Source organism: Myxacorys sp., assembly GCF_059501405.1.
In genome coordinates, this window is the sequence record NZ_JCACCM010000131.1 from 1 (window position 1) to 16,853 (window position 16,853).

The following is a 16,853-nucleotide window of genomic DNA, read 5'->3' on the forward strand; positions in this document are numbered from 1 at the left end:
TTCGAGATGTGCCGATTCCATGCTAATTCATCTTCTCATTCAGCAACGCCCTCCAGCGAATATTTCCTCTCCTACAATGAAACAGCCCTGCCCCTACGGCGATCAGCGTTGCCTTTGTCACACGCGAAGCGTGACCGCGACAATCCGACGATGCCATCGCTCGTCACATCGCCTTTCGCCGTATCACACGCACTCAGCACCACCATCTCCGCCTTGAGCTTCATTTCCAAGATTTCAGTGGGCGTGAGTAAGCCATCGTTGACTTGATTTGGGCGATCGGGGCAAGTACGATCGCGCCCAGTGCATCGCCATTGAATGTAAGATTATGCCTCTATCGCCCTGAAAAAGCCCGATCCCAACTGGCAGTGATCGGATCTAACAAAAAGCTCATCACAGTTTTCTGACGGGTAACAATTTCTGCGGTTGCTGCCATCCCCGGAGAGAGCAACACTTCGCGATCGTTGACTATGATCGATCGCTGCTTGAGTTGCACCTGCACCGGAAACACTAACCCAACATTCGGCTCGTTCACAGCGTTGGGGCTAACTTTACTCACCGTTCCTGCCACTATACCAAACTCTTGATAGGGAAAGGTTGCTAGCTTGATTTTGACTTTCATGCCCGATCGCACAAAGCCAATGTCCTGATTTTGCACGTTCGCTTCGAGAATTAACGCTTCGCCATCGGGCACGATCGACAGCATTTCATCGCCCGGTTGCACTGTAGATCCCGTTTTGCTAACTTTGATGTTGTAGACGGTGCCCGTCGCCCCAGCCCGAACTGTACTGTACTTGTATTGCGCTTGGGCTTGAGTCAATTTGCCTTCCAGGTCGGTGAGTTCTTGCTGTTGTTTATCAATTTGGGTCAGAATCTCGCTTTGTCGTTCAGATTCTAATCGAGTTGCGTTCTTGATCGCGGCTTGATAAGTCTGCTTTGCTTGCTCAATTTCCTGTCCTTGAGCGACGATTTCTTTTTGCAAAGAATCCGCTTTGTTTTGGGTATCGAGATAGTCAAACCGGGGCACGGCTCCTTGGGTAACTAATGAGCCGATCGCTTTCGCTTTGGTTTGGATATGTGAAAACTCTGACTGCAATTGACTGAGTTTTACCTGGGTGGTTTTGATCAGGCTCATCTGACGGTTGGCTTCGGCATTGGCAGCCGCACGGCGATCGCGAAACTCTCGCAGGCGGGCGGCTAATAGTTGGTTTTGCAGCAGGCTTCCGGCTTGGGTGTTGCCGGTGCGTTCGGCTTGCAGGCGGGCGAGAGTGTCGCGGCTTTGTTGGGAAAGTTTTTCGAGGCGATCAACTTCGGACTGAGAAATCGTCGGGTCAAGCTGCACTAAAACCTCGCCTTGCTGCACATGCTTGCCTTCGGTGACTTTGATTTCGCGCAATAAACCACTGGCAAGCGATCGCATCGGCTGTACTTGTGAGGCGGGAATCACCTGTCCGGGAGCCGTTGCTACTTCATCGACTTTGCTGAAGGTTGCCCAAGCGATCGTGCCGCCGATCAGCGCACAAATGCCAAATCCGAGCAGCCGAACATACAACGGAGGCAATCGACGTTGAGCATTGCCTAATTCATAGTTCAGGTATTCCTGGGAATTCGCAAACTGATACTTTGTTTGCTGACGTTGAACCGACGTTGGGGGAGCTTTCATAATGCTTTTTTCCTAAAGTGGTTTGATCCGCATCTTGGACTCGATCGTTTGAGATCTGAGTCTGGAAGCTGAGGTTATTGATGCGATCGTTGTCGTTTTGCATTGGAAGAATGGAGTTCTGAATGCGATCGTTGCTGTTCTGAACGTGATCGTTGAAATTTTGAACTCAGCTGTTGCAGTTTTGAACTAGATCATTGCTGTTCTGAACTTGAGAGATGGAGCTTTGAACTCGAAAGTTGCTGCTCTGAACGCAAACGATGGCGTTCAAATCTTGGCAGTTGCAGCTTACAACTCGAAATCTTGATAAATTTGCTCAAAGCGAGGAGTTTTAATTTTGCTTGTAGAGTGGGCATTGCCCACCCTACTGCTAGCTGTCTACATATAAATTGTGAAGTCCAGATCAAGGTCTAACTGCGATAACTTCAACTGCATTTCCTTCGTTAACCGAAACTGGATGGAGGGAATTTGGAGATTGCTAGACGCGATTTGACAGTCAATCACACTCCAATATCCCAAACTGTTAAACTCTCGAAATGCTAAACGAACTGGGTAGAGAAGTTGTATCCAAAGCTCTAACTGTTCCTTCAAATCTTCTGTTCCCTGATTCTTGGTTAGAGTTCGTCTCCAGCAGTCAAGGTTGAATCGGTTGTCGTAGCTCCTTGTTGCTCCATCTTCAGGTAGGGGTACTATAACTTCCCCCTTTCGGCTGAACGTACTGGATGAAAACCCCAGTTTTTGACTGATTAAATTTGCATCAATGTTTTCTCCGCAAATTAGGAGAATGGTTGTCACATGATCTTCAGAAAAAATTTCTGACATTAGTAGACCCTCGGCTTAGTTAGCTAATTTCAGATTGTGCCCTTTTAGATTTTCAAGCTCAACTCTGTAATGGTTTGGAGGTTTAGAAGGATTGTTCACTGTTTTTTTCATCTGCTCGCCTTTTAGATCTTGCTCGCTCCATTCATACTTTAGTTTTAGGTCGCCAGCAATACCAAAAGGCGGTTTGGACTTTGCCCATTTATCTACTGCATTTAGTGCTTTTTTTAGCGCTTTGTTATGCTTGGGGGGGAACCATCTAGCCCACTTTTTAGGATCGTTCTTGTCCAATTGTGCATTTTCTAATAGTGCATCGGTAGCTTGATCTACTTGCTCAGCAGTGATTCCCACCCTCTCAGAATTTTTGATCGCGATCCCGAGGGTACGTTCGTTATCGGTATCATACTGCAACTGTAGTCGCATCTCATTCGTATCGTCACGCTTAAGCTTCTCGACACCTTCTGGCATAACCTTAATATCCCACTTACCATTTGGTTTTCGTCCCACCACTACATCAGAAGTTCGATCCTGAATTGGTGACGGTGCAGGTGTTCCTGTTGGAGCGGGATGCTTTCCCCGCTTGGCTTCAGGAAGCTGCACTGATTCTCCAGGTTTCAGACGACGTGCCTCCTGTTCTGTAAAAGAACTACCATCAGCTTTAAGCAGTTCGCGCCAGCGAGTACCGCTACCCAGTTGGTCTCGAGCGATTTCCCACAGGGTATCACCTCGACGAATCGTAACCTGACCTGGAGTCGGGTTAGGTTGCCCAGACGACGGCTGTGGGGGTGTTGAACCTGGATAGGGCTGTGTTGGATTTGAGTATGGGATCTCTGTAGGCGTTGGGTTGAGCTGTGTAGACTGACCTGAATTCGGGGCGCTCCCGGATGGGTCAGGTCTTGGAACTGGATTAGGCTGTGTTGGCTGACCTGGATTCGGGTTTGGAGCGCTCCCTGATGGGTTAGGTCTTGGAACTTGTTCAGATACTAAAGGGGCAACATATGGGGCTACCGTAGCAACAGCAGTTGTAGCTGCAACCGCTCTTGTAACTCTTCCTAGACCTGGTCTAGGTGCTGCTTTAGGTGAGCCAGAACGCTCCTGTACAGGTTGCTGCCGCCTAGGAGTAGCAAGAGGTCTTCCTGTTCCGGCAGGAGGTCTTCCTCCAGCACCTTGTCCGGGTCGTCTAGATCCGCTAAGTGGTGCCGACTTTGGAGCAACGGGACGCTCCGATCTGCCGGGAAGTGTCCGACTAGGGACTGTTCTGGCGGCAGCACTTTGTGTGACACGTGTCCCTCGGTTAGCTACCCGTACTGCTTGCGCACCAGGACTGGCAAACGCTCTGGCGGCAACACTTTGTGTAGCGCGTGTCCCTCGATTGGCTGCCCGTACTGCCTGCACGCCACGATTGGCAAGCTTTACCGCAGCGGCAGCATCCCCAACACCCGGAACGGCGGCAGCGGCAGACATTGCCGCATTGGCATAATCACCTTGGGCAGCGTACAAGCCTGCATTGGCGATATCTGCAACGGCTCCAACGACTGGAATAAAGCCTGCAACATCGAGAGCGCCATGAGCAATATCACTCCAACCCCAATTTGGTCGTTCACTCGCAATTGCTCCATCTGTACTTGTCCAAGCTCCGCTGCTGAAACTTGATGCCTCATCAAAATCAGAAACCTGTTGAATCAGTTGAGCGCCAGAAAACATGATCGCTTCAGGAGTAGTGTGTGTTGCCAGATCGATTGCGCCCGTCGCATTCAGCAACCCCGCGCCTGTTTCAGCATCCCTGCCAGGAGCCTTTAAATCGGCGGCAGTGGTAGTGAGAATTTGATTGACTTGCTGACTGCTCAACTCTGGATTGGCGCTCCAGATGTTGGCGATCGCACCAGTCGTTTTCGCGGCGGCGAGTGATGTTCCCGCAGTCCCCACGTCTGCAACCAGATCTAAGCCGTTGCCATAACTGGAGTAGGCAGCGCGATCGCTCCCATTTGCTGCACCCACCACAATCAAATTGTCAGAGGGTTGAGAGGCTTGCCCTAAAGCAGACATAGCACCACCTTGGTTTCCCGATGATGCAACAACCAGCACATCATTGTTACGAGCATAGGCTAAAGCAGATTGTTCATCCGCCGTAAGTCGCGATCGATTGGAGGTGCTGCCGTCTGGATGAACTTCGGTCAGATCAAAGCTGAGGTTAGCAACGGCACGAGAATGTCCACCCGCTTTGGCAGTATCGACAAATTCAACGAGCGATTCTGACCAATTGCCGGTGCCGACCCCCTTCCCCTGCCAAATCTGCGCTTGCGGATTCTCCTTTTGAATGGCTTCGGCCATTTTGCTACCATGCTCATTCGCGCCAAATCCCGAATCAATCACACCAACTAGCGGTTGATTGGGTGATGCGGTTCCTTTAAGAGCGGGAAGGATTTGATCGGGGGCGATCGCATCTCCCGAACCATTCACAAAATTCTGTGCCGTCTGAAACTTGTTAGCCACCCAGCCACTCGCTTTGTTCAGCCATTTGGCACCCAGATCGCTGGTCGAACTGCTGTGATGGACAGGCTGACTGAGTTGAGTTGGGTCGATCGCAGATTGGGGCGATCGCGGTTGAAAACTGGCATGAGCTTGTGGGTCTGAGTAAGAATTACGGTTCATTGTTGTACTCCAATGTCAGGTAGAAATTGTGAGCGGTAAAACTTAAACGGCTGCTTGCTGCTGTTGGTGCAGCAGAGAATAGGCACCTTTTTGGTGCAAGAGTTCCTCGTGAGAACCTTGCTCGATCAGCACTCCTTTTTCGAGTACGAGCACTCGATCGGCATGTTTGAGCGGTGCAAAGCGATGCGTGATCATTAACACCGTCCGCCCGTTGCGAACTCGCTGCAAATTCTGCAAAACCTGACGTTCGGTTTCGCTATCTAAGGCGCTGGTGGCTTCGTCGAGAATCAAAATCGGGGCATTTGAGAGAAAAACTCGTGCAAGCGCTAATCGTTGCCGTTGTCCACCCGATAGCCCGGTGCCACGTTCTCCGATCGAGGTTTCATAGCCTTGGGGCAGTTCAGAAATAAAGTCATGAGCCGCCGCCATCTTTGCAGCTTCAACAACCTGTTCAGGTGAGATGTCAGCACTGTTAAATGTGATGTTGTCGAAGATACTTCCGTTAAATAGAAAGTCGTCTTGAAGCACAACTCCGATTTGTTGACGCAACGACACTAAGTTCGCACCTTTAATGTCAAAACCATCCAGTAAGATTCGCCCCGATCGGGGTTGATACAAACGTTGAATTAGCTTCGACAAAGTACTTTTACCCGATCCGCTACGCCCCACAATGCCAATAAACATTCCTGGTTCAATGTCAAACGAGATGCCTTTTAGCACATCTTCGAGATCTGGCTGATAGCGGAAAAACAGTTTGTCAAAGCTGATCTGACCCTGAATAGGCGGCAACACTAACCCGGTTTCTGACGCTGCTTCCGGTGCTTCATTAAGAATGTCACCAATGCGATCGACCGACAACAACACTTGCTGAAAATTTTGCCAGAGTTGAGCTAAATGGAGGAGAGGCGAGATCGCTTTACCTGACAACATTTGAAACGCCACCAACTGCCCAACTGTGAGGTGGCGTTCAATCACTAACATTGCACCAAACCAGAGAATCATCAGTTCTGAGAGGTTCCTCAAAAATTCGCCGCCATGACCATCGACATTCGACAAGGTAGAGGCTCGAAAATTAGTTCGCACATACCGAGCAAACAATCCCTCGAAGCGCTCTCGCGTCGGCAATTGAGCTGAGTGAGCTTTGATCGCATGAATTCCAGACACCGTTTCTACCAGAAAAGACTGACTATCGGCATGACGATTGAAGGACTCATTTAACATATTGCGCAGAATCGGCGTAATCACCAAAATTAGTCCAGCCAGTGCAGGAATCACCGCCAAACTCACTAGGGTTAGCTTCGGACTGTAGAACAGCATTAATGCCAAATACACCACAATGAAGACCGCATCAATCACGACCGTCAAAGCGGTGCCAGTGAGGAACTGGCGTATATTTTCCAGCTCTTGGGCACGAGCAACGGTGTCACCCACGCGGCGAGCTTCAAAGTAGGCAAGTGGTAGTTCCAACAAATGGCGAAACAGTTGGGAGGACAAACTCAAGTCCAGTCGCCGCGCCGTGTGAGTAAACACAAAAAGGCGGATGATACCCAAAAGCGCTTCAAAGATAGCCACACCGAGAAGCGCGATCGCCATCACATGCAGTGTTGATAAGCTCTCGTGAACAAGTACCTTATCAATGATCACCTGCGTCAGCATTGGGCTTGCTAGTCCCAATACTTGCAGCACCAGCGATACTAACAGAACTTCTCCCAACAATTTGCGATAGTTCCAAACGGCAGGCAGAAACCATCGCAGATTAAAAGATTCAGCTTTCGGCGCAGCCTGAACTAACCATAACTGTCCATCCCAAGCGCTCTCCACGATCTCACGCGGCACACTCTCACAGTGCTTGTGGCGATTGAGTGGATCGGCAATAACCATCCGATCGCCCTTCACTTCATAAACCACAATCCAGTGCTTTTGTCCCCAATGCAACAGGGCTGGAAACGGGAGTTGTTCCAACCCCAGCCAACTAATTTGCTGAATGTGGTGGAGTTGAAGCCCGATCGTTTCAGCCCCTGCTACTACATCCTGAACCGCAAGCCCGCGCACTTGCCGCTGAACCTGTTTGAGCGGAACTGGAGTTTGAAGATGTTGCGTCACCATCGTCAGGCAGGCGGCGGCGCTATTAAGGCTAAAAACATAGGGATAGCCCGATGCGGGATGCCGGAGTCGCGGATCGAGCGGTTGGTAGCGCCAGCGGACCTCTGCCCACCAGTCGTGTAACGTTGGAGAGGCGGCTTCTTGCCAAAGGTGCGATCGCCAAAATACGACAACAACTTCTTGACTGGCAGCTCTCGCTTTCCAATCTCCAACCAGCTTTAAATGGTCGCCAAAGAAATTCCCTGGCTTCAGCAAGACCGATTTCCCAGGTTCTAAGGCTGAGGTTCCTTTCTCCTGCACCAAGCGAACATTTCCAACCAGCAGCAACAGTTGGCTACCTGGAGTTTGACTCGACCAAAGTACTTCTCCTCTTGCGTGACGGCTGACTTGAGCGTGTTCCCGAAATTGAAGTTTCTGTTTGTCCGTCAGCAGACTCAACGGGGGTTCATCCCACGACAAATTGAGTGTATGAATGTCTGTTTCTAAAACCATATCATTTCACTGATAGCTGGACAGTCATGGCTTCTACTTTCTCGGTGAGCCATTGCTCAAAAATTTCGTCTGCCAAATGCGCTTCGAGTTCCTCGTCTAATTCAGCAGGCAACCAATCTTCTAGTTGCACCAGATACCAGTAATCGTCGATCGCCACCGGACCAATCAATGCTCCCAATCGTGCTTCTTGTGGCGTTTTTTGAATCGCCTCCCGAAGCACTTCTGGAAGCTCTTCCCAGGTCAAGACTTCACTCAAAGCGGTGATCGTATCGGGCTGTTGCGATCGCAAACAATCTACTAATTGCTCAAACTCCTCGCCCGCTGCAATTTGTTGTTGTAAACTTTGAACTTCCGCTTCGACGCTCACCCCAATCCACGACAACACCACTCGATCGAACGACGATTTGCGTTGCAGAAAAACTGCTTGCAGATTCGGCTGACAAATTTGATCCTTTAAAGTCTCCACAGCAATATCCCACACGAACTGCTGGCGAAAAGTTTCGTAGTCAGTGCCGCGATCGATCAACCATCTCTGAAACTCATCAGCGTTCATCAATTGGTAATCCATCCGAAACTCGATCAGTCGTTGTTCAATCTCGGCAGGTGAGAAGGCTACTTGCGATTTCACCGCGTGCGACAAAACATGCTGATGAAGAATTTCTAACAAAAATGGTTGAAGATGACCCGAAACCTGTAAATAGCCCAGTGCCTGAGCTAGAGAAATGGGCTGTTGATCAATGATCAAAAAGGCTGAAGACATAGACCGAACTCCCAGGTTATGTCATGAGTAATTGAGGGATTACTCCCTTATCTGATTAGCGTTTGCTTTTGGGGGTTTATCCAAAATAAATCCACTGCCGTAATTAAGAGCTTTGCCATTGGGCGCAACGATCGCAACATTAATCTCGATCGCTTCCTAAGTTGAGAAGCTTATCAATTGCTTAAGAAAAAAGTTTCTCTGGAGGGTTTGTGTTCAGTGGAACTCACCTAACTCGTGATCTGATTCTGACTCCTGGTCTGATTTTGACTTGTGATCTAGGACGTGAACACGCTATCTGATAGGCTCTTTTTTCTCCAAATTGAGCGACATCTAGTGGATTCGGACGACATGGTTTTGCCATTTGTTGTCGGATGATTTCATCTAGCTCCCTCTGAGAAAGAGGACGAGGCGGAGGTGGCTTAGGCACAAACCGGTCTCCTGCAATATCGTAAAGTTCTATAGCAGCAGCCCTAGCTGGCTCGATCTGTGTATTGGCAATCAGAGCGAATCCAACGATCGTAGTAGGGACGAGTCCAACGATCGCAGCAGGAATCCGAAAGTGACTTAAACGCATTCTTTTTTCTCCTGAAGTATTAGATAAAGTCTTCGTTGCTTAATTGCGAAGGGTTTGTTCCCTCTTCTGATTCAACACGTCTGCTTTTTGGGGCTTATGCAGATCCCCGCAACTTCCCGATGGTCGTAAGATCCGCGAGATTGCGATTTCCCCAATTTCGATTCACGGTACTGTCTAGGATATGAACGTTCACCGAGCAGTGTGGCTTTAATTGTTTTCGGTTGGTGAACAGCAAGTCAGGCTAACGATTCCTAGCAACCCTACGACCACACTTAAGATGAACTGATCTCTCGCGAGGCTCTCAGGTGTACCTCCTCGATCGATCCGTGCTTTGCTGACACCAGTTGGGTCATACAAAACTGGAACCGCTTGATTTTCATTCGCAGATTTGTAGCAAGAGTCACGAAACTCAGCGGTTTCCCCATTATTCGCAAATTTCACCTTCAAATTGCATCTAGATGTGCAACTGACTCCAAAACCACCACCAATTGGATGACAATCCGTGTATTCCCTCCTTTCAGTGACAATGCCAGAAGTCAGAAGCCCTCTTGAGTGGAAAGCTACTTCGGCTTGATAGCGAGATGGAATCGATACGAGTAACCATCCTGCCCCCATAAAGAAAAAACCACCGAAGGGTACAGAACACAAGATGGCAAGCGTTAACTCTCTGATACGAGTACCTGTGTTCCTCGTGCTTTTTGTAATGAGTGGCTGATTCGTCAGATTGAACCTCCTTCAAGGCTAAGGAATAAAAGAGCAAAGCTGTTGTCAGAAGCACCTTTCGTCGTCTCTATATTCATGAGAATATCCAGTCACTGAGGTTTTGAATAGGGGCAGTACAGAGCAGTTAGAGGCAGTTACCTTAAGGTCATCGATTTGCACTACTTTTTAGCGTTTAGCCAGGTCTGGATTTCGTTCACCAGCCACATAGACTCCTCCGTGAGTCTCCAATTCAGTGTGTAATTTTCGTCGGCTCGAATGGTAATTGCCCAGACTCTGCGTGATGTACGAGTGGTAAATGCTTGGGATGAAGTAATCGAAAGATACCGAATTGCAGAGATCGTCCCTGACTTTCGCTTTGTAGAAAAACGCGATCGCGTTGTCACCGCAAAGTGATTGCATCTCAGATCAAATCGAATCGAATTTTCAGGAGCTATTTTTCTGTCTCTAGCTTCCCAAAGAATCATACTGATCGAGATAAGGTAGGCCAAGATGAACGCAAAGGTGAATGCATAAGCTCCCCCGATAAATGGCAACAACGTAAAGGCTATGAAAGCCCAAGCGAAGTAGAAGAGGTAGAACGCAAACGGAAGGGTACTATCACTAAGATTAGGCAAACATTCACGAATTTTTATTTTGAGAACTTGCGGAGAGGTTTGTTCTATTACAAGATGAGGGCTGATTTTTTGAATTCTCTTCGATTGGATAGAACAAACGGTCTGAATTCTGTCATGAATCGGAGTAATTTCACCATCTATCCCTTGTTCAAGTGCTTCGTGGGCTTTAAGAGCACTGCTAAATCGCTTCTCTAAGTCAGGTTCAATGAGTTTTTCGACCCAATTGATAAAATTAGAATGAAAACTGATATGGTCGCGGAAATGAATGCGTAAATTGCGTAGCGGCAAGTCAGCAGGCGGAATGCCAGTGAGCAGATGTATACAGGTTGCACCTAACGCATACAAATCAGAACTCGCAACCGCACGACCGCCAAACTGCTCGATCGGAGTGTATCCATAAGTGCCAACGACGGTAAACGTTGCACCTTCAACAGAGGCACGATCTTGCACTGCTCCAAAATCAACTAAATAAATCTGCTGATCCGCTCCCAAAATTAAATTACTGGGCTTAATATCGCGATGCAGAACCAGAGGAGTTAAGCTATGAAGGTAAAGGAGAATTTGTAACACCGATTCAGCCATCCGGCGAACTTCTTGCTCACTCTCACTGAATCGATGTCTCTGGTCGATCAACTCCTGTAGTGATCGGCCTGAAACGTAATCCTGCACTAAGCCCCACCAACAGAATGGAGAATCAGTCTGCTGATCGACCAAGAAATAATTGCGATAGCGTGGAATTCGGGGATGGTCAAGAGATTTCAAGACTTCAGCCTCTCGTTCAAACAGCTTTAGGTCTTGCCATTGCTGGATTTCAGTAAACACTAAGAGTTTGATAACAACCAATTCGTGGAGATCGGTGGCTAAGTCTGTGGCAAGCCATGTTTGTCTCGCTTGAGGCGATCGCCCTAATGGGTGTAGAAGTTGGTAGCGCTCTTGCAGAATCTGCTTTGCCTGAAACATAACTTCACTCACGTTTTTACAATCAGCATAGGCAAGCTTTAGATGTTTAGGCAGGAGTAGATCGATGCAGTTAAGGGCAGATACATTAACTGCATCGATCTGCATTGCAACGGCTCTCTACAACTCGGTAAAGTGTGGGTAGCAATTAGCGCAAGGCGCAACTCTGAAGGAACCGCTCAGTGAGGCTGATGATGATGACGCAAGGTTCTGGACGTGGCGTTCGAGCCACGAGGGAAGGCATCGAGATCCTGCAAGAAAGGCGGCACAGCAGGGGCTGGACGCTTCAGGCGCTTGCGAACCAAGCAGGCGTTGCTCTAGATACAGTGAAGCGACTGATTAAGCCCAAAAATGTGGATCGAGAGTCAGTGCGAAGCATTGTCTATCCCTTAAATCTGCAACCCACGGATATCATTGATCCTGATGAGTGGAACGGCACACGTTCAACAGAATGTTACCCCCCAGAAGATACAAGACGCGCCAGAATTTGCATTAGCGATCGTAGAGCAGACTCCCCTGCGAATCGTGAATTAGAGTCGGACTTCGACTTAGCGCAACAGTTACGCCTCACCTTGCTAGCAGTGGGACAAGATGTATTCATCGCTGGAGAAGAAATGCGACAGCGTGAAAACTGGTTTCACCGCTTTGCTGAAGAAGTAGAACAGTGTGACTGTTATGTGCTTCTGTTATCTCCTCAAGCGGCGGTTAGCGAGGTGGTTACAGAAGAGATTCGCCACGTTTGGGAGTTGCACCATGCTCACAATAAGCCTGCAATTCTTTCGATTCAGGTTGGGTTGAATGTCGTGCTGAACTCCGATCTATGCGACCATTTAGCGAAATTTCCGTCGCGGAAGTGGACATCAGCAGATGATACTGCTGCGATCGTTGAAGCTATTCAAAATCTATTGACCAATGAAGTTATTCCTTTTACTCCCCCACCACCATCACGAGAATACCCGACGGGTCAAGTCCCGCTTGCCTCTGCTTTTTATATAGAACGTCCCCCGGTCGAATCGAATTGTTATCAAGAAATTCTTCATCCAGGAGCGCTCATCAGAATTAAAGCACCGAGACAGATGGGTAAAACATCGTTGATGGCAAGAGTTCTGCATCGGGCGAGAGAACATGGTCATCACACGGTTTGTTTAAGCTTTCAATTAGCCTCTAGTAACGTTTTAAGTAATTTGGACAAACTCATGCAATGGGTTTGCGGTTCCGTGAGTCAGAATCTGGGTTTACCCAATCAGTTAGCCGAGTACTGGGACGACATTTTTGATGGCAACTATAACAGTACCACTTATTTTGAGAACTACTTATTGGCAAAAACAACACGTCCCTTAGTCATTGGCTTCGATGAAGTCGATCGTGTGTTTGCTTACCCAGACGTTGCTAATGATTTTCTTGGGCTGTTGAGAGCTTGGTATGAAAGAGCAAGGTACGGGGATCAAGACAGTTGGGAAAAGCTTCGGTTTGTTATCGTTCATTCTACAGAAGTTTACATTCCAATGAATTTAAACCAATCGCCGTTTAATGTCGGACTTTCGATTGAGTTACCAGAGTTCACGCAAGAGCAAGTCCAGGATTTAGCTCAGCGATACCAATTAAATTGGACAGTACCCCAGGTCGAGCAACTGATGAGATTAGTCGGGGGACATCCTTACTTGGTGCGAATGGCAATATATCAGGTTGCTGCTTACGAGAACGTCACATTGGAGCAGGCATTGAGCCAAGCTACAACTGAATCAGGATGTTATGGCGATCATCTCCGCCGTCAGTTATGGAACTTAGAGCAGTATCCAGAGTTAGCAACAGCGTTTAGCCAAGTTGTCAACACAAACGCTCCTGTTTCGTTAAGATCAGTCCTGGCCTTTAAGCTCTACAGCATGGGACTCGTAAAGTTAGAAGGCAATCATGTTACCCCTCGCTGTGAGTTGTATCTTCGGTACTTTCGCGATCGCTAACAAACGTGTGTAGGTATTTTATGATCAGTCCAGCACAAACCCCAGCCTATAAATACCAGGTTGGGGGCAGTCTACCGCCTAATGCTCTAACTTATGTTGAGCGGCAGGCAGATCAAGATCTCTATGAGGGGCTAAAAGCGGGTGAGTTCTGTTACGTGCTAAATTCGCGGCAGATGGGCAAGTCGAGTTTGCGCGTCCGAACTATGCGCCGTCTGCAAGCCGCCAACATTGCCTGTGTTGTGATTGATGTAACTGCGATCGGAACTCAACAAGTCACACCCGATCGTTGGTATGCAGGACTTGCAGCTACCATCGTAAGTAGCTTGAAGCTCGAACTGGATTTCCGAAGCTGGTGGCGTGAGCATGACTACCTTTCTGCGGTGAATCGTCTAAATCTTTTCATTGAGACTGTGCTGCTCGTTCAGATCTGCCAACCAATCGTGATTTTTATTGATGAGATTGACAGCATTCTCAACTTGGACTTTAAAGACGATTTTTTTGCGCTAATTCGATCGTGCTACAACAAACGTGCAGATGAGACAGCATACCAACGCTTGACGTTTGCACTATTAGGCGTAGCAACAGCTTCGGACTTAGCACAGGACAAGAACCGTACACCCTTTAATATTGGTCAAACAATCGATCTCACGGGGTTTCAATTGCATGAAGCCCAGCCCCTTGCTCAAGGATTGACCGAGAACGTTAGCCATTCTGAAGCCGTGCTAAAAGAGATATTAGCCTGGACCGGCGGACAGCCCTTTCTAACTCAGAAGCTGTGTAGTTTAGTCTACAAGAGTCCTCCTGAACTGAGCAACAATACTTCAGAGTGGATCGAGAACTTTGTACATCAAAATGTGATTCAAAATTGGGAGACTCAGGATCAGCCAGAACACCTTAAGACGATTCGCGATCGCATCTTGAAAAACGAGAAACGGGCAGCTCAACTGCTCGGACTTTATCAGCAAATTTTGCAACAGGGTCAAGTCGCCGCTGATGGTAGTCCGGAACAAGTGGAGTTGCGGTTATCGGGCTTGGTCGTCAAGCAGCAGGAAACACTTAGCGTTTACAACCGCATCTATGCCACTGTTTTCGACCAAAAGTGGGTTGATCAAGCCCTATCTGAGCTACGTCCTTATGCTGAGGAACTTACAGCTTGGGTTGCTTCTAAGCATCAGGATGACTCCCACCTGTTGCAAGGGCAAGCATTTTACCAGGCTCAAATCTGGGCAGCCGATAAAAGCTTGAGCGTTCAGGATTACCAGTTTTTGAGTGCTAGTCAAGAGCGGGAACAACGAAAGGCAAAACAGCAGATTCGAATGGGGTCTGCTATTTTAGCCCTTTCGTTTATTGGCACACTAGCAACGCTCACGGTGGCAGAAAGAGCGTCTAAGCTTGAGAAGAAAGCGAATGAAGCGCTTAAAGTTTCGCAGATTCAAACTTTGAACGCAACGGCGGAACGATTACTTGGCACAAATCAGCAATTGGAAACGAAACAACTCGAAGCACTCATCGCGAGCATCAAGGCAAGGCGAGAATTACAAGAGTTACAAGGTACGATCAAAGTTCCAGGCGATCTGAAAGCTAAGACAGAAAATATTCTGCAACAGGTGATCAGCGCGATTCAGGAATCCAATCGATTGGAAGGTCATGATGGTTCGGTCACCAGCGTGAGCTTGAGCCCTGATGGACAACTAATCGCGTCTGCAGGTGAAGATAAGACGATCAAACTGTGGAATTGTGATGGTAGTGAGTTCAAAACGCTCAAAGTTCATAATGGCTCGGTCACGAGTGTTAGCTTCAGCCCGGATGGACAACTAATCGCATCTGCAAGTGAAGATAAGACGATCAAACTGTGGAATCGATCGGGCAATGAAATTAAAACCCTTCACGGACATAGTGATGCAATTACCAGCGTCAATTTTAGTCCAGACGGACGGATAATTATCTCTGCTAGTAAGGATAAAACGATCAAACTATGGAGCCGCGAGGGCAATGAAATTAAAACGTTTAAGGGACATGAAAGCCCAGTCACGAGCGTGAGCTTCAGCCCGGATGGACAGATTATCGCGTCTGCAAGCGAAGATAGAACAATCAAACTCTGGAGTCGTTCTGGCAATCAACTCGGAACCCTTGTAGGACACACCGATAAGGTTTACCAGGTCAGTTTCAGTCCCGATGGTCAAACGATCGCTTCTACCAGTTGGGACTACACCGTTAAACTCTGGAAAAGATCTGGAGCTCTCCTGAGAACGTTAGAAGAACATAGCGATCGCGTGATGGGTGTCAGTTTTAGCCCCGATGGGCAGACAATTGCGACAGCAAGCAGTGACAAAACGATTAAACTCTGGAATCGACAGGGCACGCTGCTAAAAACATTGAAGGGGCATGACGATCGAGTCACAAGCGTTAGATTTAGCCCAGACAGCCAAATGATTGCTTCCGCCAGTTTCGATCAAACGGTTCGACTTTGGAGGATTGGGGGCAGCTTACCTTTAATTCTCCAAGGACATACAAGAGAAGTGTACGGGGTAAATTTCAGCCCCGATGGTCAAATTCTCGCAACTGCTAGTCAGGACGGCACGGCTAAACTGTGGAACCGAGCAGGAAGCGCGATCGCAACACTGAAGGGGCACGACGATCGAGTTTGGAGTGTCAACTTTAGCCCCGATGGTCGAACCCTTGCAACTGCCAGTTGGGACAAAACAATCAAACTCTGGAGCCGAGAGGGCACATTGCTTACAACCTTAGCAGGACATAAAGGCTGGGTGATGAAAAGCAGCTTTAGTCCAGACGGTCAAACCCTTGCTTCAACCGGGAGTGACAGAAGCATTATTCTTTGGAATTTGGCGGGTAGAACAATCAAAAAGCAATGGAATAGCAACCATCAAGGAAATGTTGTGGATGTCAGTTTCGGCCCAGACGGACAAACGATCGCTACTGCGAGTGATGACAAAACGGCTAAACTTTGGGATCGAGACGGCAAGCTTCTGCGATCGCTCAAGGGACATAAAGATGAAGTTAATGGCATCAGTTTTAGCCCGAATGGACGAACGATTGTAACTGCGAGTGATGATAAGACCGTTAAACTTTGGGATCGAGACGGCAAACTTCTGCGATCGCTCACAGGACATAATGAGCGGGTCATGACTGCACATTTCAGCCCAGATGGAAATTTGACTGCAACGGCTAGCTTTGACAAAACAATTAAGCTCTGGAAAACGTTAGATGGCAGTCTACTTCAAACTTTTTCAGGGCATACGGATTGGGCTTGGGACGCAGGCTTCAGCCCAGATGGGAAGACGCTTGCTTCGGCAGGTCGAGACAAAATGATTCGACTTTGGCGTTTAGCGAGTGCTAAACAACTATCGGATGGGTGTGAGTGGCTGCATGATTATTTGAAGACAAATTCGCATTTGGAGGAAAGCGATCGTCACATTTGCGACAGTTCATTTATAGGCAATTCATAGAGTATCAATACCCTGAAATCGGTAATGTCAGGTTAACCGGAATGTAGAATAATCGTACTGGTTCAACGTTGATC

At 48.1% G+C, this 16,853-nt stretch carries 10 protein-coding genes; 2 read left to right on the forward strand and 8 right to left on the reverse strand.

Translation table 11 applies throughout. The features are described from left to right. Nucleotides 1–71 precede the first annotated feature (71 nt). The 8 genes from AC5I6P_RS18305 to AC5I6P_RS18340 form a co-directional block, all read right to left on the reverse strand. Entirely contained in the window at nt 72–224 is a 153-nt protein-coding gene (locus AC5I6P_RS18305; RefSeq protein WP_495695228.1) for a CHAT domain-containing protein, read from the reverse strand. A gap of 107 nt (nt 225–331) precedes the next feature. Next, nucleotides 332–1,660 carry an HlyD family type I secretion periplasmic adaptor subunit gene (locus AC5I6P_RS18310; protein WP_495695219.1) on the reverse strand — a complete coding sequence of 443 codons (1,329 nt, stop codon included), beginning with the start codon at nt 1,658–1,660 and terminating at the stop codon, nt 332–334. Between the two features lie 375 nt (nt 1,661–2,035). Next, the gene (locus AC5I6P_RS18315) at nt 2,036–2,479 is read right to left on the reverse strand and encodes a DUF4279 domain-containing protein (RefSeq protein ID WP_495695220.1); all 444 of its coding nucleotides are present in this window, start codon (nt 2,477–2,479) and stop codon (nt 2,036–2,038) included. Between the two features lie 15 nt (nt 2,480–2,494). Further along, nucleotides 2,495–5,128 carry a S8 family peptidase gene (locus AC5I6P_RS18320; protein ID WP_495695221.1) on the reverse strand — a complete coding sequence of 878 codons (2,634 nt, stop codon included), beginning with the start codon at nt 5,126–5,128 and terminating at the stop codon, nt 2,495–2,497. Between the two features lie 42 nt (nt 5,129–5,170). Further along, on the reverse strand, nt 5,171–7,723 hold the full coding sequence (locus AC5I6P_RS18325; protein ID WP_495695222.1) for a peptidase domain-containing ABC transporter: 2,553 nt from the start codon (nt 7,721–7,723) through the stop codon (nt 5,171–5,173). Between the two features lies 1 nt (nt 7,724). Further along, on the reverse strand, nt 7,725–8,483 hold the full coding sequence (locus tag AC5I6P_RS18330; RefSeq protein ID WP_495695223.1) for a peptidylprolyl isomerase: 759 nt from the start codon (nt 8,481–8,483) through the stop codon (nt 7,725–7,727). 223 nt (nt 8,484–8,706) lie between these two features. Beyond that, a complete protein-coding gene (locus AC5I6P_RS18335; protein WP_495695224.1) occupies nt 8,707–9,057 on the reverse strand; it encodes a hypothetical protein in 351 nt (116 codons plus the stop codon). An 881-nt stretch (nt 9,058–9,938) separates the two neighbouring features. Beyond that, nucleotides 9,939–11,459, reverse strand: a complete 1,521-nt coding sequence (locus AC5I6P_RS18340; RefSeq protein ID WP_495695225.1) for a serine/threonine protein kinase — start codon at nt 11,457–11,459, stop codon at nt 9,939–9,941. An 83-nt stretch (nt 11,460–11,542) separates the two neighbouring features. Here AC5I6P_RS18340 and AC5I6P_RS18345 point away from each other — a divergent pair, with 83 nt between their 5' ends. Together AC5I6P_RS18345 and AC5I6P_RS18350 are read left to right on the forward strand one after the other, a co-directional pair. Beyond that, nucleotides 11,543–13,312, forward strand: a complete 1,770-nt coding sequence (locus AC5I6P_RS18345) for an AAA-like domain-containing protein (RefSeq protein ID WP_495695226.1) — start codon at nt 11,543–11,545, stop codon at nt 13,310–13,312. A gap of 20 nt (nt 13,313–13,332) precedes the next feature. After that, on the forward strand, nt 13,333–16,779 hold the full coding sequence (locus AC5I6P_RS18350; protein WP_495695227.1) for a WD40 domain-containing protein: 3,447 nt from the start codon (nt 13,333–13,335) through the stop codon (nt 16,777–16,779). The last annotated feature ends 74 nt before the right edge of the window (nt 16,780–16,853 follow it).